The organism is Paraburkholderia tuberum STM678, from assembly GCF_902833905.1.
GTDB lineage: Bacteria > Pseudomonadota > Gammaproteobacteria > Burkholderiales > Burkholderiaceae > Paraburkholderia > Paraburkholderia tuberum.
Genome location: NZ_CADFGP010000046.1, coordinates 35,607 through 58,265 on the forward strand (window position 1 = coordinate 35,607; position 22,659 = coordinate 58,265).

22 protein-coding genes are annotated in these 22,659 nt (G+C 62.1%); 8 read left to right on the plus strand and 14 right to left on the minus strand.

Going from position 1 to position 22,659, the window contains the following annotated elements; genetic code table 11:
• The first annotated feature begins 25 nt into the window (after nt 1–25).
• Nucleotides 26–1,315 carry an MFS transporter gene (locus HWY30_RS30470; protein WP_090812190.1) on the plus strand — a complete coding sequence of 430 codons (1,290 nt, stop codon included), beginning with the start codon at nt 26–28 and terminating at the stop codon, nt 1,313–1,315.
• A gap of 1,052 nt (nt 1,316–2,367) precedes the next feature.
• On the opposite strand, the gene HWY30_RS30475 is transcribed toward HWY30_RS30470, so the two are convergent.
• The 8 genes from HWY30_RS30475 to HWY30_RS30510 form a co-directional block, all read right to left on the minus strand.
• Nucleotides 2,368–2,619: a hypothetical protein gene (locus HWY30_RS30475; protein ID WP_090812189.1), complete on the minus strand. Its 252-nt coding sequence runs from the start codon at nt 2,617–2,619 to the stop codon at nt 2,368–2,370.
• Between the two features lie 674 nt (nt 2,620–3,293).
• Entirely contained in the window at nt 3,294–3,707 is a 414-nt protein-coding gene (locus tag HWY30_RS30480) for a hypothetical protein (RefSeq protein ID WP_090812188.1), read from the minus strand.
• Between the two features lie 225 nt (nt 3,708–3,932).
• Nucleotides 3,933–4,328 carry a hypothetical protein gene (locus HWY30_RS30485; RefSeq protein ID WP_090812187.1) on the minus strand — a complete coding sequence of 132 codons (396 nt, stop codon included), beginning with the start codon at nt 4,326–4,328 and terminating at the stop codon, nt 3,933–3,935.
• 27 nt (nt 4,329–4,355) lie between these two features.
• The gene (locus HWY30_RS30490) at nt 4,356–4,934 is read right to left on the minus strand and encodes a hypothetical protein (protein ID WP_090812186.1); all 579 of its coding nucleotides are present in this window, start codon (nt 4,932–4,934) and stop codon (nt 4,356–4,358) included.
• Complete coding sequence (locus HWY30_RS30495; RefSeq protein WP_090812185.1) at nt 4,907–5,698, minus strand: amino acid ABC transporter ATP-binding protein; 792 nt, start codon at nt 5,696–5,698, stop codon at nt 4,907–4,909. Before HWY30_RS30495 ends, HWY30_RS30490 begins: the two co-directional genes overlap by 28 nt.
• A complete protein-coding gene (locus HWY30_RS30500; RefSeq protein WP_090812184.1) occupies nt 5,695–6,630 on the minus strand; it encodes a dihydrodipicolinate synthase family protein in 936 nt (311 codons plus the stop codon). The genes HWY30_RS30495 and HWY30_RS30500 overlap by 4 nt, the downstream gene beginning before the upstream one ends.
• Nucleotides 6,631–6,654: 24 nt before the next feature.
• Nucleotides 6,655–7,332: an amino acid ABC transporter permease gene (locus tag HWY30_RS30505; protein ID WP_090812183.1), complete on the minus strand. Its 678-nt coding sequence runs from the start codon at nt 7,330–7,332 to the stop codon at nt 6,655–6,657.
• Nucleotides 7,333–7,348: 16 nt separating this feature from the next.
• A complete protein-coding gene (locus HWY30_RS30510) occupies nt 7,349–8,197 on the minus strand; it encodes an ABC transporter substrate-binding protein (protein WP_090812182.1) in 849 nt (282 codons plus the stop codon).
• Nucleotides 8,198–8,500: 303 nt separating this feature from the next.
• On the opposite strand from HWY30_RS30510, the gene HWY30_RS30515 reads away from it, so the two are divergent.
• From HWY30_RS30515 to HWY30_RS30540, 6 genes are all read left to right on the plus strand, one after another.
• Nucleotides 8,501–9,466: a LysR family transcriptional regulator gene (locus tag HWY30_RS30515; RefSeq protein WP_167368828.1), complete on the plus strand. Its 966-nt coding sequence runs from the start codon at nt 8,501–8,503 to the stop codon at nt 9,464–9,466.
• 183 nt (nt 9,467–9,649) lie between these two features.
• Nucleotides 9,650–10,867, plus strand: a complete 1,218-nt coding sequence (locus HWY30_RS30520; protein WP_090812180.1) for a CaiB/BaiF CoA transferase family protein — start codon at nt 9,650–9,652, stop codon at nt 10,865–10,867.
• A gap of 13 nt (nt 10,868–10,880) precedes the next feature.
• Nucleotides 10,881–12,044: an acyl-CoA dehydrogenase family protein gene (locus HWY30_RS30525; protein WP_090812179.1), complete on the plus strand. Its 1,164-nt coding sequence runs from the start codon at nt 10,881–10,883 to the stop codon at nt 12,042–12,044.
• 22 nt (nt 12,045–12,066) lie between these two features.
• Nucleotides 12,067–12,486 (plus strand): MaoC/PaaZ C-terminal domain-containing protein, encoded by a 420-nt coding sequence (locus HWY30_RS30530; protein WP_090812178.1) that lies wholly within the window; start codon nt 12,067–12,069, stop codon nt 12,484–12,486.
• Between the two features lie 12 nt (nt 12,487–12,498).
• Nucleotides 12,499–12,936: a MaoC family dehydratase gene (locus tag HWY30_RS30535; protein WP_090812177.1), complete on the plus strand. Its 438-nt coding sequence runs from the start codon at nt 12,499–12,501 to the stop codon at nt 12,934–12,936.
• A gap of 10 nt (nt 12,937–12,946) precedes the next feature.
• Nucleotides 12,947–13,267 (plus strand): DUF4286 family protein, encoded by a 321-nt coding sequence (locus tag HWY30_RS30540; protein ID WP_090812590.1) that lies wholly within the window; start codon nt 12,947–12,949, stop codon nt 13,265–13,267.
• Between the two features lie 48 nt (nt 13,268–13,315).
• Here the strand turns inward: HWY30_RS30540 and HWY30_RS30545 are convergent, their stop codons facing one another.
• The 4 genes from HWY30_RS30545 to HWY30_RS30560 all read right to left on the minus strand — a co-directional run bounded on the left by HWY30_RS30545 (nt 13,316) and on the right by HWY30_RS30560 (nt 17,435).
• Nucleotides 13,316–14,161, minus strand: a complete 846-nt coding sequence (locus tag HWY30_RS30545; protein ID WP_208524334.1) for an ABC transporter substrate-binding protein — start codon at nt 14,159–14,161, stop codon at nt 13,316–13,318.
• 90 nt (nt 14,162–14,251) lie between these two features.
• Nucleotides 14,252–14,704: a MaoC family dehydratase gene (locus HWY30_RS30550; RefSeq protein ID WP_090812175.1), complete on the minus strand. Its 453-nt coding sequence runs from the start codon at nt 14,702–14,704 to the stop codon at nt 14,252–14,254.
• Nucleotides 14,701–16,275, minus strand: a complete 1,575-nt coding sequence (locus HWY30_RS30555; protein ID WP_090812174.1) for an acyl CoA:acetate/3-ketoacid CoA transferase — start codon at nt 16,273–16,275, stop codon at nt 14,701–14,703. Before HWY30_RS30555 ends, HWY30_RS30550 begins: the two co-directional genes overlap by 4 nt.
• A gap of 8 nt (nt 16,276–16,283) precedes the next feature.
• Complete coding sequence (locus tag HWY30_RS30560; RefSeq protein ID WP_090812173.1) at nt 16,284–17,435, minus strand: acyl-CoA dehydrogenase family protein; 1,152 nt, start codon at nt 17,433–17,435, stop codon at nt 16,284–16,286.
• Between the two features lie 688 nt (nt 17,436–18,123).
• Here HWY30_RS30560 and HWY30_RS30565 point away from each other — a divergent pair.
• Complete coding sequence (locus tag HWY30_RS30565) at nt 18,124–20,472, plus strand: hybrid sensor histidine kinase/response regulator (protein ID WP_090812589.1); 2,349 nt, start codon at nt 18,124–18,126, stop codon at nt 20,470–20,472.
• 1,196 nt (nt 20,473–21,668) lie between these two features.
• Here HWY30_RS30565 and HWY30_RS30570 read toward each other — a convergent pair.
• Both HWY30_RS30570 and HWY30_RS30575 read right to left on the minus strand, forming a co-directional pair.
• On the minus strand, nt 21,669–21,947 hold the full coding sequence (locus HWY30_RS30570) for a hypothetical protein (protein ID WP_143037332.1): 279 nt from the start codon (nt 21,945–21,947) through the stop codon (nt 21,669–21,671).
• 58 nt (nt 21,948–22,005) lie between these two features.
• The gene (locus tag HWY30_RS30575) at nt 22,006–22,353 is read right to left on the minus strand and encodes a hypothetical protein (RefSeq protein WP_090812171.1); all 348 of its coding nucleotides are present in this window, start codon (nt 22,351–22,353) and stop codon (nt 22,006–22,008) included.
• Nucleotides 22,354–22,659: the final 306 nt, after the last annotated feature.

Sequence of the window (22,659 nt, forward strand, 5' to 3'; positions counted from 1 at the left end):
ACAACGAGCTGTAGCCGGAGGAAATATGCGTTTTCAGTACCGCTGGGCAGTTGCTGCTTTATTGTTTTTCGCGGGCATGTTGAACTATCTCGATCGAGCAGCGCTGTCGATCGTCGCGCCGCTCGTCAAGGCAGAGCTGCATATCAACGATGCACAGCTGGGCATCCTGTTCAGCAGCTTCTTTATCGGCTACTGCGTGTTCTGTTTCGTCGGCGGATGGGCGGCGGACAAGTACGGGCCGCGCAAGGTCTTCGCGCTGGCGGCGGGTTTCTGGTCGGTCTTTTGCGGCGCGACGGCTTTCGTCGGCAGCTTCGCGAGCTTGATGGTAGCGCGCGTCGCATTCGGCGTGGCCGAAGGACCGATGGGCACCACCACGAACAAGTCGATATCGAACTGGTTTCCGCGTAGTGAGGCGGGGAGGGCCGTCGGATTGACAAACGCGGGGCAGCCGCTCGGCGCCGCGATCGCCGCGCCCATCGTCGGTCTTGTCGCTCTCCGGTTTGGCTGGCGAATCTCCTTCATTGCCATTGCCATCATGGGTTTTGCGTGGATCGCGGTGTGGTGGCGTTGCTTCCGCGATCATCCGAAGGACCACCCGGCGGTCTCGCGCCAGGAAGTGGCGCATATTCTCGCCGATCGACAGGCGAGCGTGCAGGTCGACGGTGAGACCGCTGCATCGAACGCGGGAGGCGTCATGCACTACCTGGTATCGCTGCCGGTGCTTGGCGTGGCCGTCGCGTTCTTCGCCTTCAACTACGTACTGTACTTCTTCCTCTCGTGGCTGCCGAGTTACTTTACGGACTATCAGCATCTCGACATTAAGCACATGAGCATCGTCGGCATTCTGCCCTGGCTAGCCGCTACCGCAGGCTTCGTGCTGGGCGGGATGCTCTCTGACGGTCTTTACAAAAAAACCGGCGACGTGCTGTTTGCTCGGAAGACCGTCATCATGCTGGGTCTTGGCGTTGCGGCGCTCAGCGTGCTGCTCGTCTCGCGAGTGAGTTCGCTCGTGCCCGCTGTGACCCTCATCGCGATTGCGAGCCTCTTCGCTTTCATGACGCCGCAGGCGTGCTGGTCGCTACTTCAGGATATCGTGCCGAGCGAGCGTATCGGTGCGACCGGCGGCTTTGTTCACTTACTGGCGAACTTGGCCGGCGTGCTGTCGCCCAGCATCACCGGTTTCCTGATTCAGTATGGCGCAGGCTACTCGTCAGCGTTCGTGCTCGCGAGTGCACTCGGTTGCGTCGGAATGATCGTGCTGTGGCTCTGCGTACGGCAGACGCAAGTCGCACGCTTGCGCGGCGCACCGGTCTAGACGTAGCTCGCCGCACGTCTAACCGCGGTGCACGTGGCCGCAACAATAAATCGCCGAGGGAGCCGCCGGCATCAGCTGCAATCCCCGGCGTGCCGGATGCAGATGCCTGTCGCGTACAGACGCCCAGTCAGTCATACCGCTCTTAACCAATACAAGAACAGATCCACTTGGGCATTCGCCGTCAGTTCGTCACCAGGGCGCTTGTCGGCACCCGCTGTCGGAACGTTAGCTTCGTCCGCTGCAACATCTGCTGCGCCTACGAGCAGACCAATTCCGTCCGTGGATCTTGACATTCGATCGACTGCTTAACCCTTGATGAACGGACATTCGGGTAGAGAGACGGTGGACGTCGGCTCAGGGTCGGGAGTGTGAGTTCGCGATGCCGGAATCTGCAGCCCAGCTGCTCGACGCCGCGACCGTCGGCAATCCTTCACATTGCCGACGTAGAACCCAGCCCGCCCGAATGGCGGCAAAGGCCGAACTGCTGTCTCTGAGGCGCCGTCATGAACGATCGGACCATCTTGTTATCTGCGCTTGAACTCCCAACTGCGCGACCGGCGGCAATGCGGTCAAGAAGACCCATTCAGCGATAGCGATAACTTGTTCAACCGAAGGCAGCCAGCCGCCCCGGTGTGTCTACGGTGAGTTCGGGATGCGGCGCGACATGCGCCGAGCCATGATCGGCAGTCTGAGCGACGCGCAGACCCGCATCGGGAGTCGCTCTCGTGGAAACCACAGAGGTTCATCCTGTCGACAGATATCGGCGCTTCGAGTCCGGGCACGACAGCCTTCAGGGCTTGATTGAGCCATCCGGTGCGGACGGCGGATCGACACGCAGCCATGGCCCCGGCGTATTGCGGGCGCACTGCTGGCAAACGTCAACGCTCATATGGGCGCTGTCGCCGAAAATCGAGCCAAAGCCGCCACGCCAGTCGAGCGACACGTTTTGTACCACTTCCACTGGTCGTCATCGGCGTCATGCGCCGGCCGCAGCGGTCGCATGTGCAGGCCGCGACCTACCGCACTGTCCTGCCCCGGTATTTGCGCATGACCTACCCTTTTCCCCAGTCCGAGTTTTCCCAGTCCGGCGGCACGAGACCAAGCTGCTTCGCAGTGTCGACCGGCAGGCGCAACAGCACCGTGCCCGGGCCGCGCTCCATGTTCCCGAGCATCGTGACTTCAGCGGCTACACCGTCGAGCTCGAGATACACGACGTCGTCCGGCTCAAGAATCTCGGTGTAGAGATCCCAGCCGGGCTGATCACCCTCTTTCGCCTGATACCTGATGTGGTTCCTGGTACTCATGAATCCCTGTCCCTTTTGCGAGCGTTTCGCCGATGCCCTGATTGTCGGCGGCCAATCGCTGCAGATACTGGATGCAGTCCGCGGCGTCACTGACAGCCGCCTCTCATTTCACTGTTCATCATGCGATCCCGGTTGGCCAGACAGGTTCGCGAGGTGCTCCGGCCTTATTCCTTCTTCCCGATGGAGCAGCCGATCTGAATGCGGCCATGACAGACTCGAGTCGATAACCGCAATATGCTCCAGGGAGCGCCATTGTCGCAATCTCCGATGCCCGGCGTATAGGGTGTCTGGCGAGAAGCAGGTTGGCCGAGCGGCCGTGCTGCTTGACGCTTATAAAATTTACAGCGCATTCCAGAACGCCACCATCACTCATCACTGACCGTGCACCGCACTCGGGTTCCGGAGAGCCTTTCACTATGGGACAATCGATCCCGTTGCTGCAATGGCGGTACAGGAATGGGAGCGAGAGAACGGTGCGTGAGGAACTGTCAGGCATCCTGCGGGCAAAATACCCGCTCATCTTCGACGTCAACCCGACAGTCGCTGATGATCTGGATACCGTCCCAACGGTTTTCTCCCTGTCGGGTTTCGAGTGCGGCGACGGCTGGTTCGATCTGATCGACATGTTGTGCGAGGCTGCAACTTGCTACAAAGCACGGCGCACCGCTCTGGCATCAGCGCTGGCCGTTGAGAAAGTCGAACCAGTCGTGCGCGAAAGCACAGCCGTGGTCAGGAATGCCCGAACCGGCCAGTTTCCTGTCGAAGTACGTTCTGGCCGGCTCCGGAATCTCATCCAGACGCACGTAACGGTAGCCTGCGCCATTCACGTGAACCGTCACCTGCGGTGACGCGGGTCGCGGCGGTAATGCTTCGCGTCCCGGGTTCAGCGCAGCGGCAACACAGCGCGCAACGAGATCCCATACGCTGCCCGCCCATCTCGGATAGCCGCGCACCGTGGCCCGCTCGCCGACCTGCCGGAGCACCGCATCGTCCAGGGCCACCCTGTAGTCCGCGAGTGCGCCGCCACTCACGCGCGCGATGTTCGCCGTCGCGATGACCCGCTGCACGTTCGGCGAGCCAGCTTTCAAGCAGTTCGCTTACGCGAAGAGCGCGCTGGACGGTCGACCCTTATCGCATCAAACGGAACGGAATTTCTGTCATCGGCAACGCGGCGGCGGCAGATTGGTCCATGTGATGTCGCAGTAGTCGCCGAAGGTTTTGCAGCTGATGCAGAACGGCGCAGAGCTAGCCGGCGCTGACCAGCCTGCGTTCGTTCACGAAGTGCAAGTGGTACGCTTTCTTCGGCCGGGCGATCAGCTGTCGGCGGACAATTTGCCGCCGTGCGCAACTTCATCGGCGCTGCGCTCGAAGAAGTACACGGCCACCCGCTTCAGAGGTACATCGAAGTAAGCTGCGAGTAGCGGCGTCAAGGCCGCCGCGAGCGCGCGTCGCAGCTCGACCGATCGCGCATACGCATGCACCTTGACGAACACCCGTTGAGCCCGACCATCGCCAGGAGGCAGATCCGTGGCGAGAGCACCATCGTGCGCATAGGCGTCGTCATCCAACCGTAAGAAAAACAGCGTGATTGCGGTGCTATCTACGTCGAAGATCAATGAGACGCACCGCGTCACCTCGCTGACGAAGGCGCTCAGTCGCGCATCGTTCGATGCACGCTCGCGGCGCGCGAAAATTTCCAGATAAGGCATGGCGGGTTCGATACCGATTCAGGGATGTCACCGCGAGCGAGAAGGCCGCGGCGTAACGATGAGCGCATCGACGCAAAAGCCGAAGCGCGCGTGAAAGAACGCACGCAAACGCGCGGCCGAACCGAAGCCCGCGTGATTCATCGACGCAAGCGCGGACATGCGTCCCGCCGCGATCTCGACGAACGCGCGCATCAGACGCTGCGTGCGCACGATCTCCGTCAGCGCGCTGCCTTCGCGAAACAGCTTCACGCTCAGTTCGTGCGGATCGATGTCCAGCGCCCGCGCTGCCTGCACGCGATTCCATTCCGCATCCGGCCGCCCGAACACTTCGAGCGCGAGCAGTTGCGCGATGCTCGCGGCGGTGGCATCGGCGGGAAGTATGCGGCACAGCGCCTGACGCGCGCCGGTGCGCTGCTGCATCAGATAGTCGAAGCGGCGCAGCGCGGGCACGTAGCGCATGCCGCGGATCGGCATCGGCACCGGCGCTTCGCCGGGACGGCACGCGAGCGCATGCATGCGGTCGATGACGTGCGCCTCGATGGCGAACGGAAACTGCAAGCCGCGCACGCATCGGCCGATCAGCACGCCTTCGCCGATTCGGCCCATTCCGGCGATCGGGCCACTTGCTGAAGAAAACTCTGCGCGCGAGCACATTGCGGACGATGAAAGAACGTCTCCGGCGGCGCGATCTCCGCAATTTGCCCGCGATCCATGAACACGATGCGATCCGCCACCGTGCGCGCGAAGGCCATCTCGTGCGTCACGCAGATCATCGTCATGCCGTCCTGCGCAAGGCTCACCATCACGTCGAGGACTTCCTTGATCATCTCGGGATCGAGCGCGGAGGTCGGCTCGTCGAACAGCATCAGGCGCGGCTTCATGCACAGCGCCCGCGCAATGGCCACGCGCTGCTGCTGGCCGCCCGACAATTGCGCCGGATACTTATGCGCGTGCTCGGGAATCTTCACACGCCCCAGATAGTGCATCGCGAGTTCGGTAGCATCGTGCTTCGAGAGCTTGCGCAGCCACATCGGCGCGAGAATCAGGTTGTCGAGCACCGACATGTGCGGAAACAGGTTGAACTGCTGAAACACCATGCCGACTTCGCGCCGAATCGCAGCGAGGTTGCGCGTATCGGACGTGAGTTCGATGCCATCGACGATCAAGGTGCCTTCCTGATGCTTCTCCAGCTGGTTGATGCAGCGGATAAGCGTCGATTTGCCCGACCCGGAAGGCCCGCAAATCACAATGCGCTCGCCGCGTGCCACTTGCAGGTTGATGTCGTTCAACGCGTGATACGTGCCGTAGTACGTGTGCACGCCGCGGAATTCGACCATGTGGTCGTTGAGTTGAATGACGGCATCGCTCATGGCGTTGCTCCTTTGATCAGGCCCGATTGCACCAGCGCGTTTCGAATGACGTCGCGCATCTCCGCCGAGACGGGCAGAAACGGCTCGCGCGCGCGTTCGCATTCGATGACGTTCATCATCGCCAGTGCGACCTTGATGCGCGCATACATTTCGTTGCGCGGCGCGGCATAGATTGCGCGCACGAGTGGCAGCATGCGCTCGCCGGCGCGGCGCATCGCGGCGAGGTCTTCGGCTTCGCCCGCGCGCCACAACGCGACGAGGTCCTGCGGCACGAGACTCGCGAGTCCGGACAGAATGCCGTCGCTGCCCACCGCAATCTGTGCGAGAAACCAGTCGAAATTCGATGCGAGTATCTTCAGGTCGGCACGCACCGCCTTCACCGCCGCGCGAGTTTCTTCGTAGGCGCGCATCGAATCGCTGCCTTCCTTGATCGCGACGACGAACGGCAGACGCGCCAGCTCGACGAGCGTCGCGGTCGAATAGCCGTAGCCCGACGCCAGCGGATACTGAAAGATCGCAAGCGGCAGCCCCGATGCCTCGCCAATTGCGCGAACGTACGCGACGACCATTGCCGTGCTCGCGTTCACGAACGTCGCGGGCGGGAAAACGGTCAGCATGCTCGCGCCGGCATTGCGGGCGGCGAGCGCTTCGTCGATCGCCTCGCGCGTCGAAGTCGCGATGATGCCCGCGACCAGCGGACGCCCATCGCCGAGCATTTCGCGTGTGAAGCGCAGCACGTCGATGCGCTCCTTGCGGTCGAGCGCGCCGCCTTCGCCCGCGTGACCGTTCACGAACACCGCGGAAATGCCGTCGGCGAGGCCGCAGTAGCGCAGCACGCGCTCGTAGCTCTTCCAGTCGATCGACTGGTCCTCGTGGAACGGCAGCACGGTTGCGACCACCACGTCGCCGGGAGAATGCATCGTCTTCGTCATCTGTGGGTCCTCATGCGTGCGGTGTCATCGGCTGGTCTCATGGCCAGCGCCGAAATGCTTTTCGAGGCCGCGCTGAATCAAACCCCAGCCGGTCGTCATCAGCAGATAGAAGATCGCCGCCGCGCCGAACACTTCGAGCACTTCGAATTTCTCCTGCATCAGCATCTGGCTGCGGCGCATGAGTTCTTCCATCGAAATGACAGAGGTGATCGATGTCGATTTCAGCAACCCGTTCACCGAATTGCCGAACGACGGGATCATCAGGCGGAACGCCTGCGGCAGCGTGACTTTCCACATCACGAGCCAGCGCGGCAGTCCGAGCGCCTGCGCCGCTTCGTACTGGCCGCGCGCAACGCCCATGAAACCGCTGCGGATAATCTCGGCGAGATAGGCCGCTTCATTAAGAATCAGCGCCAGCAGCGACGACTCGATCACCGACAGTCGCACGCCCAACTGCGGCAAACCCGTATAGATGATCACGAGCTGAATCAGCAACGGCGTGCCGCGAAACACCCAGATATAGAAGCGCGCAATGCCGATCAAAGGCTTGCTCGCCGACATGCGCAGCATCGCGATCAGCATGCCGAGCACCATGCCGCCGATCACCGTCGCCACCGTCAGCCCGAGCGTGACGAACACGCCGCGCAGAAGGAAGCCGTTGACGAGATAGCCGAAGAAGTCGTGTACGTTGAACAGGTTCATCGCTCAGTCAGCCCGCTCATGCCGGTCCGGTTCCGCGCACCGTGATGTGCGCATCGGGCAGCTTGGTCATGCCGTAGCTGTCGAGCAGACGGGCGTAGCTGCCGTCGGCGCGCATGTCGTCGAGCGCATGTGCGACGGCTTCGGCCACCGCGCGCTGGCGGAACGCGAGCGTGGTCTGCGCATCCCCGAGGCCGGGCAGCGCCATGCGGGCCTGCTTGCGCTTGACGATGGCGCCCGCCGCGTAGCTCGGCAGCGCGGCGGCATCGAACTGACCGGCGCGCAATGCCGCGATCACTTCGCTCGCCGTCGCGAACGCGCGAATGGTGATGGGCTTGCCGCCCTCCTTCTCGCTTTCCTTCGACCGCTCGCGCAGCCAGCGCTCCTGATACGAATCCGCCTCGACGCCGATCGCGAGTCCGCGCAGGTCCTTCGCATCCTTGAGCGTAAGCTTGCTGTCCGGATTCGCGACGATATCGATGGTCGAAAGCGCATACGGCACCGTGTACATCGTGCGCGAACGCTCTTCGGTCCAGAACATGCCCGTGTTGATGCCATCGAAGCGGCCTGCCTTGAGCGCGGGAATCATCGCAGGGAAATCCATGCGCATGAAGTCGACCTGCACGCACAGACGCCTGGCGAGCTCACGGCCAAGTTCGATGTTCATGCCTTTCAGCTCGCCGTCGCCATCGACGAATTGCAAGGGCGGCAGCGTCGGGTTCGTCGAGAGCAGTATGTGTCCCGGGTTCACCAGCGTCCCCGAGGGAATCGTGGAAGTGCATGCATGGGCGGATCCGGTCGCGGCGAACCACGCCGCGCAGAGGGTCGTGACGGCGGCGAGCACCTTCGCCGGGCGGCTTGTAAACATGGAACCTCCGAAATGACGGAACGACGATGAACACGGCGTAAGCAGCACGATGCGGCTCCCGGTAACGAGACATTACGGTGGCCGCAATGGGACGCGCCAGTGAAAAAAAATGGCCAACTATAACGGCGCGTTATACGGCGAAGGCTCCGCGACGGCCGCTTGCGGCGTCGCAGAAACGTTTTTTTTACGCGCGTGCGCGCATTAATATGGCGACTTAAGATGGAGACGTCGCCCGGCGGACTCACACGATCGGGACGATCGGAACGATGGCGAACATACGAGACGAGACGAAACGGGACGATCATGAACAGGGGCGGCACCGCGCGGGTCTTGATCAACCTGCGTCAGCTTGAAGTCTTGCGCGCCGTGATGCGCTACCGGACCACGACGGGCGCCGCCGACGAGCTGGGCATGTCGCAGCCCGCCGTCAGCAACGCCATCCGCTTGGCCGAAGCCAAGCTGGGCTTCGCGCTGTTCGATCGCATCAGCAACCGGCTCATTCCCACGTCCGAAGCGAAGATGCTGTTCGACGACGCCGAACCGCTCTTCCTCGTGCATCAGGCCATTCAGCAGAAAGCGTGGGATTTGCGTACTGGCCGCGCGGGCGTGATCCGCATTTTCGCCACGGCGGAACTGTCCGAATGGCTCGTGCCCAAAGTGCTCGCGCGCTTTTGCGCCGATCATCCGCGCGTGAAGATTCACCTCGAAACCATGCGCATGGACGCGCTGCTCGAAAGCCTCGACTCCGGCATGGCCGATGTCGGCCTCTCGATGATGCCGCCCACACGCCCGAGCCTCGTCAGCGAGTTGTTGGCCGAATTCTCGGTGATGTGCGCCGCGCCGCCCGGCGATGCCATCGACATGCTCGATGTCGTCGCGCCATCCGACCTCAAGGGCCGGCGGGTGATCGGCCCGCCCGCGCGCAGTCCGCTCGGGCTGATCGTCGAGCGCGCCTTCGAGGCGGCGGGCGACTACTTCGTGCCCGAGATCGAAGTGCGCTTTGCCAACATCGCGTGCAGGCTCGTCAGCGAAGGGCTGGGCGTTGCCGTCGTCGATGAACTGTCGGCGCTCGCGCAGCCGCCCGGCAGCGTCGTCGTGCGTCCGCTGAAGACGAGCATGCCCGTCACGCTTTGCGCGCTGACGCCGAAGGACCGCCCGCGTCAGCGTCTCACGCAGAGCTTCGTCGATCATGCGCGCGAGGCCGTCAAGGCGCAACGCGCGGCCGCCGCGTTCACCGCGGTGCGTCAAGGGACGCGCGAAGCGTCTTAGCGGCCACGCGAAGCATCGTAGATCAAGACAATGAGACCGGCTTATAGTCGGTCGCATCCATTTAATAGCGCCGCGCGCGCAGCGAACGTTTCTCGATTGTTATTCTGAATGTGACCTCGATCGTTGCATCGGATGCCTGCTCAAAGGACTCCGATGCAACGGTTCATTTCCTTCGGAATAGCCATGCTCAAACTTCTCGACGGCGTTCGCGTCATCAGCTTCAATCACTTTCATGCGGGACCGATGGCCGCGCAGATGCTTGCCGATCTCGGAGCGGACGTCATCGCCGTGGAGCCGATCGATGGCGCGTTTCATCGCAATTGGGCGGTCGCGAATCGCTTCGTCGGCGGACAAAGCGTCAATCACCTGACGACGGGACGCAACAAGCGCAGCCTGTCCATCGACATGAAAAGCGAAGCGGGACGCGCGCTTGCGCGTCAACTCGTCGCGCGCGCCGATGTGGTAATGGAGAACTTCCGCCCCGGCGCGATGGCGCGGCTCGGTCTGGGCTACGAGCAAGTGCGCGACGCGAATCCGCGCGTGATCTATGCGAGCGCGAGCGGCTACGGCGGCTCGGGTCCGTATGCCGCACGCCCTGGGCAGGATCTGCTGCTACAGGCGCTGTCGGGACTGGCTGCGCGGACTGGCCGCGCCGATGGTCCACCCACGCCGGTCGGCCCGGTCATCGTCGATCAACACGCGGCCACGATCTATGTGATGAGCATTCTCGCCGCGCTGTTCAACCGCGAACGCACGGGCGATGGGCGTCTCGTCGAAGTGAGTCTGTTGCAGGCGGCGATCGATCTGCAAACGGAATCGCTGACCGCGTGGCTCAACGGCGCGCGCAGCGATTCGCCGCGCGGCGCGGAAGGACTCGCGAGCTGGTTCAGCCAGGGCGCGTACGGCATCCACGCGACCGCCGACGGTCACATGGCCATTTCGATGGCAACGCCCGACGCGCTCAAACGCGTACTCGACGATCCCGCGCTGGATGCGTTCACGAACGACATGGGCTTCTCGCATCGAGAGGAGATCACGCGTGCGGTTGCGCGCCGCATCGCGCAGAAGACGACTGCCGAATGGCTCGACATCCTGCGCGACAGCGACGTGTGGCACGCGCCCGTTCAGGACTATGACGACCTTCAGGCCGATCCGCAGCTTCAACATCTCGGCACGTTCCAGAACGCCGAGAGCGGGACGGGCGAAGCGGTCACGTTCGTCATGCATCCCGCGCGTTACGACGGACAGGCGCCGGGCGTCGCGCGCGTGCCGCAGGCACTAGGCGCGCAGACCGACGAAATCCTCGACGAACTCGGCTATACGCGCGAACAGATCGACTCCTTCAAGGCGAAAGGCGTCGTGCGTTCCGTCGACGACACGCCCTCTTCAACCGCTCACTAAAAGCACGCACGTCATGATCGATTTCTCCATTCCCTCCGAAACGCAGTTACTCGTCGATACGGTGCGCAAGTTCGTGACCAACGAAGTGCAGCCGCTCGAAGCCGAAACCGAGGCGACCGGGATCGTGCCCCCCGAGAAGCTGCGCATCGTGCGCCACAAGGCGCAGACACTCGGCCTCTTCGCGATGAACATGCCCGACGAAGTCGGCGGCGGCGGTCTGTCGAACGTCGATATGTGCCTGGTCGAGGAAGAGTTGGGCAGGACGTCGGACGCGTTGATCCGCCGCATCTTCGGACAGGTGTATCCGATGCTGATGGCCTGCCAGGGCGATCAGCGCGACAAGTATCTGCTGCCCACGGTGCGCGGCGAAAAGATCTGCGCGATGGCGATCACCGAGCCCGGCGCGGGATCGGACGCGGCGGCGATTTCCACCACCGCACGGCTCGACGGCGACGAGTGGGTGATCGACGGGCGCAAGCATTTCATCAGCGACGGCGATATCGCCGATTACGTGATCGTGATGGCCGTCACCGACAAGGAGAAACGCGCGCGCGGCGGCATCACGCTGCTTCTCGTGGACAAGGGCACGCCGGGCTTCGAAGTCACCGGCAAGCAGCCGATGATGGGGCATCGCGGCTATGGTCACGCCGAACTCGTGTTCGAGAACTGCCGCATTCCGCGCGCGAACGTGCTGGGCGAAATCGGCGGCGGGTTCAAGCTCATCATGGAGAGCGTGTCGTCGATCCGTCTCGCGCATATCGGCGCGCGCGCGTGCGGCATGGCGCAGCGCGTGCTCGAACTCATGCGCAATCACGCTGCGGAGCGGAGGCAGTTTGGTCAGCCCATCGGCGACTTCCAGATGGTGCAGCAGATGATCGCCGACAGCGCAACTGAAATCTTCGCGACCCGCATGATGGTGATGAACACCGCGTGGGAACTCGATCAGGGCCACGACGTGCGCGACAAGCTTTCGATGGTCAAGCTCTATGCATCGGAGATGATCGGACGGGTTGCGGATCGCGGCATTCAGGTATTCGGCGGCATGGGCTACACGAAGGAAATGCCGCTCGAACGCATCTATCGCGACAGCCGTGTCACGCGCATCTACGACGGCACGTCGGAGATTCATCGCATGCTCATCGCGCGCAGCGTCATCAAGCGCGGCCTCACGCTTTAAGCCATTATTTTAGGACCTTTTCATGCAGACCGAGACCATTCCCGAACGCGGCGCCAGCCTATCGTTTCGCAAGACCATGACCGTCGCGGAGCAGGCGATGTTTACCGGCATCAGCGGCAATCTCGCGCCGCTTCATGTCGATGCCGCCGCCGCGCGCGCGGCAGGCTTTCCCAACATGCTGAGCTTCGAACTGGCCGTGCTGTCACTCGCGACCTCGGCATTGAACCGGCTGGCGGGACCGGCGTGGCGCATCGGCGCGCTCGACATGCGCTTCGATGCACCCGTTGCGGTCGGCAGCACGATCGAGGCGTCCGCGACCGTCACCGAAGCCGATCCGCAGGCGATCCGCTTCGACGTGACCTGCACGCTCGACGGCGGCGCACGCGCCATTCGCGGCCACGCGACCATGGTGCCGCTGGTGGCATCGGCTGCATTGGTCTGAGCGGAGCGCGCCATGTACGACATCAAGCCATTCGATTCGCTTTCCGTCGGCGACGAAGTGAGCATCTGCAAGACCATCACCGAAGCCGATGGCGCCATGTACATCGCCGCGACGGGCGACTTCGGGCCGGTTCACGTCGACGAAGGTTATGCGGGCAAGACGCGCTTCGGCCAGCGGCTCGCGCCGGGCATTCTGGTGGCGGGCATCTGCACGAGCGTGCTGACGGCGGAACTGGTCGGCACGCTGGGCGTGTCGATCGAAGACCGCTTCTGGTTCACGGGTCCGGTCTTTTACGGCGATACGCTGCGCTTTCGCATCTGGATCGATGCAATGCAGCCCGACACGCGCACCGCCGTCTGGAAAGCGAGCGCCACAAACGAAGAAGGCAACGAAGTGCTGAAGGCCGAAGCGACGCTGAAATTTCCGCGCCCGAAACCCGTCGCCGCTTGAGATGAACTCGATGAAATTTTCCGCCGACCGTTTGCCCGTGAATTCAAGCGGGCCGTTCATTCATATCGTGCGCATCGATGTGGCGCCCGAGCACGACGAAGCGTTCAACCGCTGGTACGTCGACGTGCATCTTCCGGCGATTCTCGGCTGTCCCGGCTGGCTGACGGGCGCGCGCTACATCGCCATCGACGATGGTCCGCGTTATGCCGCCGTCTATACGATCGCGGGCGACTGGGCGTACGAAACGCCCGAGTTTCTCGCGGTGAAGGGCTTCATGGAGTTCGAAGCGCACGTGAGCAATTTCATGCGCCTGCGTCTCGCGCCGATCTAAAGCAGAAAGGGCCGTTCGCTTTCGAGAACGGCCCTGACTCATGCAGCTTTATTGCGGACCCGGCCCGCGAATCCCGAAGCTCGCGGCCTTCAAGGGCGTCATGTGAAACTTGCTGAAGAGCTTGTCGTAGGTGCCATCGCTTTTGAGTTCCGCAAGCGCCCGCGCGACGGCTTCGGCGGTCGCCTTGTCGCGCATCGCGAACGTGATGTCGGTGCCTTCGAGTCCATGGGTCCAGATTTTCACAATACCGCGATCCGCGAGCGATGTCGCCGTCTCGTCGATATTGATGCCCGCTTCGAGCTGACGCGCGCGCAGTGCCGCCGATGTATCGGTGACGGTCGTGAAGGTGCGGAAATCGATGCTCTTCTTGCCGTCCGCGACGAGCTTCGCGTTGACCTCGCGCGCCTTGCGCTCCTGATACGTCGACAATTCCACGCCCACAGAATGTCCCGACAGGTCCGCGAAACTCTTTGGCTGGAACGTGCTGCCGGGCAGCGTGTAGATGCTTAGCGCCTGTTGTCCGTATGGCACCATGTACAGCATCTTGGAACGCTCTTCGGTCCAGAACAGACCGGTGTTAATCGCATCGAACTGGCCGGTGCGCAGGCCGGGAATCATCGGCGGCATGTCCATGCGCACGAACACCGGTTCGAGACAGAGCTTCTCCGCAATCGCGCGGCCGAGTTCGACGTTCAGGCCCTGAAGCTGGCCTTTGTCGTCGACGTATTGCTGCGGTGGCAAGGTCGGATTGATCGCCATCTGAAACTTGCCCGAGGCGACGAGATGCGACGCCGCGAGCTTCGGCGTGCAGGCGGCCGATGCCGCGTTCGCCGTGTTCATCGAACACGAAAGCACGCCTAGCATGGCCGTGCCTAGTAAGAGTTGCCTGATCATTTTTCGTATCCCTGTTTGCGATCGTTTGAATGCGTCATTCCGCGCGTGTCTTCGTGTCGCGCGCGGGAGAAGGCGTCGGGGCGCGCGTGCTTACGCATGGCGCGAGAGAACCAGCGCGGCGTGCCGTGCATCGATCACGACTTCATCGCACTGATTGAGGAGCCGCACGGCTTCGGTCAGCACGCCGCGCCCCGGCTTCGAACTGAGCCGCTTGTCGATGACGTTGAAGCTCACGCGCACCGTGTCGCCCGCGAGTACCGGTTGCCTGAAGCGCACCGCGTCCCAGCCGAGCGACGCGATCGACGTGTTCTCGTAGAGCTTCATCGATGTCTTGAGCCCTTCCATCAACGCAAGGCCATAAAGCCCGTGCGCGATCAGCCCGGAGAAGCCGCGGCTTTTCGCATACTCTGCGTCCGTGTGCAGCGGGTGAAAATCCTCGGTCAGCGCGCAGAACGCCGCGATATCGTCGGGCGTGATGGTGCGCGCGGGGCTGGTCATCACTTCGTCAATCACGACGTCTTCGAAATAGAGATCGGTTTTCATCGTGGCGATGCCTCGCGTGCGATCAGCGTGTCGCGCAGATTCATAGGGCCGGGACGGAAGATGCGTGCGTCCATCCGTTTGAGGTCTTCGCTCACGCGCACATCGAACGCGATGCGATCGAGCACGTCTTCCTTCAGCCGCGCACCCGGCGCGATTTCCTTCAGCACGAGTCCGTCCGCTTCGAGATCGAAGACCGCGCGGTCCGTCACGAACTTGACGTGCTGGCCGCGTTCGCGCGCGAGTTCGCCGGAGAAGCTGACCTGATCGACGCGCGGCAAGAACTTGTCGAAGGCGCCGTCGCGGCGAATTTGCAGCTCGCCATCGCTCACGTCGATATCAAGCTCGCCGCCCGTCAGGGAGCCGTTGAACACAAGCCGCTTGCTGTTCTGCGTGATGTCGATGAAACCGCCCGAGCCGTCCGCGCGCTCGCCGAAGCGTGTGACGTTGACATTGCCGCGCGCATCGACCTGTGCAAACGACAGGAACGCGCACGTGAGGCCGCCGCCATCGTAGAAATCGAACTGATAGGCCTGGTCAAGGATCATGCGCGGATTCACCGCCGTGCCGAACTCACGCGTATGGCCCGGCACTCCGCCGACGACACCCGATTCGACCGTCAGCGTCATCATGTCGGAGATGCCTTCTTCGGCGGCGACGTTGGGGATCATCGCGGAGACGCCGACGCCGAGATTCACGACATCGTTCAGCCGCAGCTCGAAGGCGGCACGCCGCGCGATCACGCGTCGCGCGGTTAGTGCATCAGGCACGATGCGCGATGCCGGCAGACGCGTCTCACCACTTCGCGCGGGGTCGTAACGCGTCGTGTAGGTCTGCAGCTGCTCCGGCTCGACGACGAAGTAATCAATCAGGAAGCCGGGGATCTTGATCATGTGCGGATTGACGCTGCCGCGCTGCACGATGCGCTTCACCTGACAGATGACGATGCCGCCCGCGTTATGCACCGCCTGCGCGATCGACAGGTCTTCGCGCGTCGTGGCTTCGTGCTCCATGCTGACGTAGCCGTCTTCATCCGCAGAGGTGCCGCGAATGATCGCGACATTCGGCACGCCCGGCGCGCGATAGAACAGATACTCGCCGCCCGCGACATGCAGCAGGTCGACGAGCGGTTCCGTCGTGCAATCATTCATGCGTCCACCGTCCTGGCGCGGATCGACATACGTACGCAGGCCGACGTGCGACACGAGACCCGGCTGACGGCCCGCCATCGCGCGGCACATCTGCGCCATCACGCCTTGCGGAAAGTTGTACGCCTCGATGCGGTTCGCGCGGATCAGCCGCATGAACGGCATCTGCATGCCATAGTTGCCGCCGATCACGCGCCTGACCAGCTCCGGATACGCCAGCCGGCACAAGCCTTTCTCGTGCACCGCGCCGACGCCCGTCACATGAAAGAGCGTGAGATCGCGCGGACCGTCGCCCGACAGATGACGCGCCTCGATCGCTTCGAAGATCGCTTCGGGCACGCCCGATCCGCCGTTGCCGCCCGTCATCAGCATGTCGCCGTCGCGGATCAGCGCGGCGGCTTCCTTTGCCGTTATGCACTTGATCATAATGCGCCTTATGTCCGTTCTTTCTCGATCTGCCGCGCGATGATGAGGCGCTGGATCTGATTCGTGCCTTCGAAAATCTGCGCGAGGCGCACGTCGCGGAACAGACGCTCGACGCGATATTCGCGCGAGTAGCCGTTGCCGCCGTGGATTTGCAGCGCGTTGGAGACGTGGCGCATGGCCATGTCGGTGGTGAAGAGCTTCGCGTGCGCCGCTTCCTTCGCGATGGCCAAGCCCGCGTCATGCACGCGCGCCGCGTGATGGATCAGGAGACGCGACGCCGCAATATCCGTAGACATATCGGCGAGCATGAACTGGATCGCCTGAAACGATGCGATCGGGCTGCCGAACTGACGCCGCGTCGATGCGTACGCCTGCGCGTCTTCGAACGCGGCCTGCGCCATGCCGAGCGCCATCGCGGACATCAGCAGGCGGCTGAAGTTGAAGTTCGCCATCGCCATTTTGAACGCGCGATGTTCTACGCCGACGAGCGCATCGGCTGCGAGCTTCACGTTATCGAACGCGATCTGGCAGTCTTCCAGACCGTGCATGCCGAGCAGTTCCTCAGACTTACCGCGCCTGATGCCGGGCAGGTTCATATCGACGAGAAAGCAACTGATCGCATGATGCCCGTCCTGGCCTTTTTCGATCGGCGTGCGCGCGAACACCAGGACGAAATCCGCGGCGCCGCCGAGCGTGACCCACGCCTTGACCCCGTTGAGCACGTAGCCGTCCGCCGTGCGACGCGCGGTCGTCTTGAGACTGGCGACATCGGAACCGTGGTCGGGTTCCGACACGGCGGTCGCCGCGACGATGCTGCCGTCAAGCAATCCCGCGATGCGTTCCTTCTGAGCCTCGCTGCCGTGCTGATACAGGAAGAGCGCCGCTTCCACGGGAATGGCGAACGCGTTGCCGATGCTGCCGGAGCAGCGCGCCAGCTCTTCCATTGCGATGCAGACGGACACGGTATCGAGACCCGCGCCGCCGCCCGCTTCGGGCAGGCTGATGCCGAACAGGCCGAGTTCGGCCATTTGCCGATACAAGGTGCGATCGAAGCGGTCTTCTCGATCGATCGCGGCGGCGCGTTTCAGCACTTCGCGCTCGGCGAAACGGCGCGTGGTATCGCGCAGCGAAGTCTGCTCTTCGGAAAGAAATAGTTGCATGGGTCCCGTCGTTGCTTTGCGACCTCGTCGTGATGACGAGCATTCGATAGCAGTATGGGTGGAGCAAAAAACGACGGTTATCGCAAACGTGACGTTGAGTATTCACTGCTCTTATAGACTTGAAATAATGCGAATCCGAACTTGTTTCGTCTCCTGGCGCCTCCGTTGCAATCCGTCGCGCCGTGGGACTGCCAAGGGCCGCTGCTAGCGGTAACGCCGTCGTCTGAACGACACTTCTCAGTGACCGCGAACGGCTGGAATTGGCCGACTGTACTCGCTCGCCGACGTCTCCGTAAGTCACCGTTCAAACCCATCGGTCAACGCCAGCGTCAGCTTTGTGATGTCATTGTCGAACGGGTCAAACCGGCCATAACGAGACACCCGCGGGAAACCGCCGAATGGCCGGTTACCGTTTCGCTGCGGTCAACCGACCATCGCAGCAGAGGCGGGCAACGCATCTTCAACGCTTTCTTCCCTTCGCCACGATTCTCCGATCTCGCCCGCCTGCGGGAGCGTCGTCTACGTTGAGCTGGCCGTCGGCTTGAGCCGCAGTAAAAGACCTTGATCGTTCGGTCGAGCCAGGAACGACAAGAGCGTGCCGGCCGCCTACCCTGATCGCATCGAATGACGAGGTAATATGTTGGTCGGCCATGTCAGCTGTCAAAGTCTGTCAAACCGGGAGTCCAATATGTCGAACAAACAGCAACCAGGCGATACGATCCAGAACTGGACGGACAAGTGGGTTGCATCTGTCTCTGACTATTCAATTTATGCGATTTCGGCGGACGGCCGGATTCTGACGTGGAATCCCGGCGGCATAGCTATCCACGGATACCAGCCCGCCGAGATCATCGGCCAAATGCTGGACACCCTCTACAGAGAGGATGACCGACAACAAAGGGCGCCCGCGGCTGGCCTCGAAATCGCCCGACGCACAGGACGCCGCGATACCGAAGGGTGGCGAATCCGTAAGGATGGCACAACGTTCTGGGCCAGCGACGTGATTACCGCATTGCATACGGAAGATGGGCAATTTGCCGGTTATGTGAACATCGTGCGCGATATCACGGAGAAAAAGGCCGCACACGACGCAGTGCTGGAAAGCGAGCGACGCTTCCGCATGCTGGTTAACGGTGTGACTGACTATGCAGTCTTTATGCTGTCGCCGGAAGGTGTCGTCACAAACTGGAACTCCGGCGCACGGCGAATCAAGGGCTACGCTGCAGAAGAAATCATCGGTTCGCATTTTTCGCGCTTTTACACGCCGGAAGACGCCGCGACAGGACTGCCGCAGCGCGGGCTGACCGCTGCTGCAAGGGAAGGGCGATTTGAAGCGGAAGGATGGCGGGTCAGGAAAGATGGCAGCCGTTTCTGGGCGCATGTCGTGATCGACGCAATCCGCGACGAAGATGGAACGCTTGCTGGATTTGCGAAGATCACCCGTGACATCACGGAACGGATGGAAGCGAACCGGGTGCTCGAAGAGACCAGGACCGCATTGTTCCAGTCGCAAAAGATGGAAGCCATCGGTAAGCTGACGGGCGGCGTCGCGCACGATTTCAACAATGTATTGCAGGTATTGCGCGGTAACCTGGAGCTGCTGGAGAACCATCATGCCAGCGACGGATGGACCCGGGAGCGGCTCGACAAGGCGATCGACGCGGTAGAGCGCGGCGCAAAACTAGCGTCCCAACTGCTCGCCTTTGGACGTCGGCAGCCCTTGCGACCGGTTGTGATCAACCTGGCTCCCGCGATACGGGGCATGGATGATCTGTTGCGGCGCGCACTTGGAGAGACCATTGAGGTGGAGACGGTCGTTGCTGGCGGGCTATGGAACACGATCGTGGACATTCATCAGCTGGAGAACGTCATCCTCAATCTGGCAATCAACGCGCGCGATGCGATGCCCGATGGCGGAAAGCTGACCATGGAACTGGCCAATGCGATGCTCGACGATCAGTATGTTGCCGGCTTGCCCGATGTGCCGGTAGGCCAGTACGTCATGCTAGCCATCACCGACACTGGCACTGGCATGCCGCCGGATGTGCTTGAGCGGGCGTTCGACCCATTCTTCACGACGAAACCTGAAGGGATGGGAACCGGGCTGGGTTTAAGCATGGCCTATGGTTTCGTCAAGCAGAGCGGCGGACATACCCGCATTTATAGCGAGGTCGGGCACGGCACGACCGTCAAGATCTACCTGCCGCGGTCCACCGAAACGGCAATCGAGCCTCCTGCGAGACCGAGCGTCAGGTTGCTGGGCGGAACGGAGACCATCCTCGTAGTGGAAGACGATCTGAAAGTGCAATCTACCGTTGTCGATACGCTGACGGGGCTTGGCTACAGCGTGCTGAAGGCAGACGGCGCAGAGCAGGCGTTGACCGTGATTCGAAGTGGCATCCATATTGACCTGCTTTTTACGGACGTCGTGATGCCCGGGTCCCTGCGCAGTCCCGACATGGCCGCGCAGGCGGTGCAGCTTCTGCCGCGTCTGAAGGTGCTGTTTACTTCCGGCTATACGCAGAACGCGGTTATTCACGGTGGACGGCTGGACCCGGGCGTTGAACTGTTGAGCAAGCCATACAGCCGGGAACAGCTCGCCTACAAGATCCGCCAGATACTCGGCGCTACCTGCGCGACCCGTGGAAACCAGGACGCAACGCTGTCAGCAGCAAATGCTGGCACGACATGTCTCCGGGTTCTTCTGGTCGACGACGATCCTGCGTTACTGGAAGCCACGAGCGAATTGGTAAAAATGCTCGGACACGCTCCGGATGCGACTGGCTCGCCGGAAGAGGCGCTGCGTTGGCTCAGGGACAAGGCGTTCGACGTAATGCTCGCCGATCTCACCATTCCTGGCATGTCGGGAATCGAACTCGCCGAAACAGCGGTTCAGTTACAGCCAGGGCTGCGCGTTATCTTTGCCTCGGGCAACGAGATGCCTGATGTCCCGGCGCTGACGTTCCGCTGGAAGGCGTTACGCAAACCCTATACCCTGGAGGAACTGGGCAGAGTGCTAGACAATTCCCAACTTTAGACACGCTCACCGATGTACTGCCGACAATTCACGCGAGATTAACGTCCTGTCCAAGACATTGCGTGCATAAAAGGCGGTTGCATCATTAGCGACCGTCTCAGATCGATCCGAAACCCGACGGACGAAAACTCGTCCTGAGTGACCGGACCGGGTCGCAAGTACGCATTCGGTTGCAGTGGCAGCAGACGCTGGCCGCCGCCGAAGTGCGAACGTCGGCAAAGCGACTCGTAGCTGCCTGACAGATGCGATACCTGAATGTCGGGAATGGCCGACAACACGACGTCGGTGTCCTCGGCACCGACGCCTTATCATAGCGACTCGACAGCGCGCGGAAACGGGACACTCATCCTCAGCCTCGCGCCATGCGGCTACATCGTCGGGATGCAGTTCGCCAACGTTTGCCTTGCCGCAGAGCTGAGACCACGCGCGACAGACCCTCGGCATCCAACACCGGCAGCACGCTGGAGTGCGCTTCTAACGGACGTGTCCACTTGCCGGCCGAACTGGTCCCCCAGGTAGATGCGAGCTGGCCTATCCGTTGCGAAGCCGATGTCATCACCTGGCCAGGTGTCATAAGCTGCACACCGCACAGAATGGGATAGAAACGTCGTCCGCTGCAATCAATGCGATCAACACGGCTAATGAAAAGCGCAGTGCGCTCTCGTGGGTATCGAATGAACCGTAGCTTCCGCTGCGCGAGGTAGTGAGGCGCCAACGCGTTGGATGCCACTCGCCGGATCGAAATTTGCCAGCGACTCCGTAGCATCATCTGCAGTGCTGACTTAACATCTGGTTGATGGTCGCTCCTCGATTACTTGTTGTTCGACCGACTAGCCGGGAGGTGGCGCGCACTTCGAGAGATCTGAGAGACCAGAACCGTTGTCAATCGGCGTGCGCACCCCTGTTGCCGGGGACCGTCCGTGAGAGGACGTGCACACGCTGCTGACAAAGAGTTACGGCCATCCGGCGGTCTTCCGTCACCGGCTTTGCCACCCTTACCCGGGTGCGTTTGTTTGCGTAACCGATGAAGCATGGAAAGGTCCGCTACCGTGCACCAACGAGGTTGCTCGGTTTCGTGGCTGGGCGAATAGTCGACGCATTCCCCGCGGCAATATCGAAGCCGCGGGGCCGCGCTCTTCTCCTCGCTACCCCGATCACGCCTGTTGTTTCGTGACGTGTGAAAGAATACGCTCATGCTAGAACCCGCTTTTACGCAAACAGACGGGCAAAAGAGCCTCTTTTCGTGAAGACAGGATGAAGCTTGAAACAGGGGTCATCCGCATGGGGAGTGTGGAGCCAGGGTGATCCTCCCGACTAGCGTCGAATCCCGGCAACCAATTGTCTTCCGACAAGTTGCGGACGGCGTCCCCAGTCTGATCGTCGACGTGCCTCGCCGCCAGCGGCACGCGACCGTGCGCGGCATCGCGCAGAAGCCCGCCGTAGATTTTTTGCGTCATGGCCTCGATCGTGCTCATGAACTCGCGCACCTGCGTGGCACCCCATTCGATGACGGTCGTCGAGTTCGGCGCCCTTTCAGAACAGCGACGTCTGACGCGGATCGCGCGCGGGCGGTCGCGAGGCGGTGGCCGCGTTGCGATTGCGTGCGGATGCGCGCCGCTGTGCGACGCGGCGTAAATGCGCGATCAGGGACACGGTCTGCGCGCCCGCCATAAGTGTGAGCGCAAAGTGTCCGATGTCTCCCGGCGCGCTCGGGCGATAGGCGCGCAGCGACGGCCGCAGCGCAAGGCGCCGGGCGCGGGCGATCAACTGGCTGCGGCTCATCCAGCAATCCGCGACGAACTGGCGGACGATGGCGGGCAGTGACTCGGGGGCGACGTCGCCGGGCAACGCCAGGGCAACGAGTTCAAATGCATCAGCCATCGTGGGACAGTCTCCTTCTCCAACGTCGTGCGAAGCAGGCTGGCAAACAGACTTGCCTATGGGCTCGCGAACCCGTCTCTGCCATCCGGTTCGGATCTTGCCACAAGTCGCGATATGAATACCGTCGCCATCCATGCCTGGTAATCCACTACGGTCTGCGCCACCGCCTTGATGTTGCAGGAGGCACCAGTGCCTGCCAACGCTTCGTAACTCTGTGCACGACTCACCGCCCCGCTGGATCACAGCACAAAGATTGAAGCTTTGCTCAGAATCGTCATCTGACTGAGACGGGGAAACGGTGGCAAC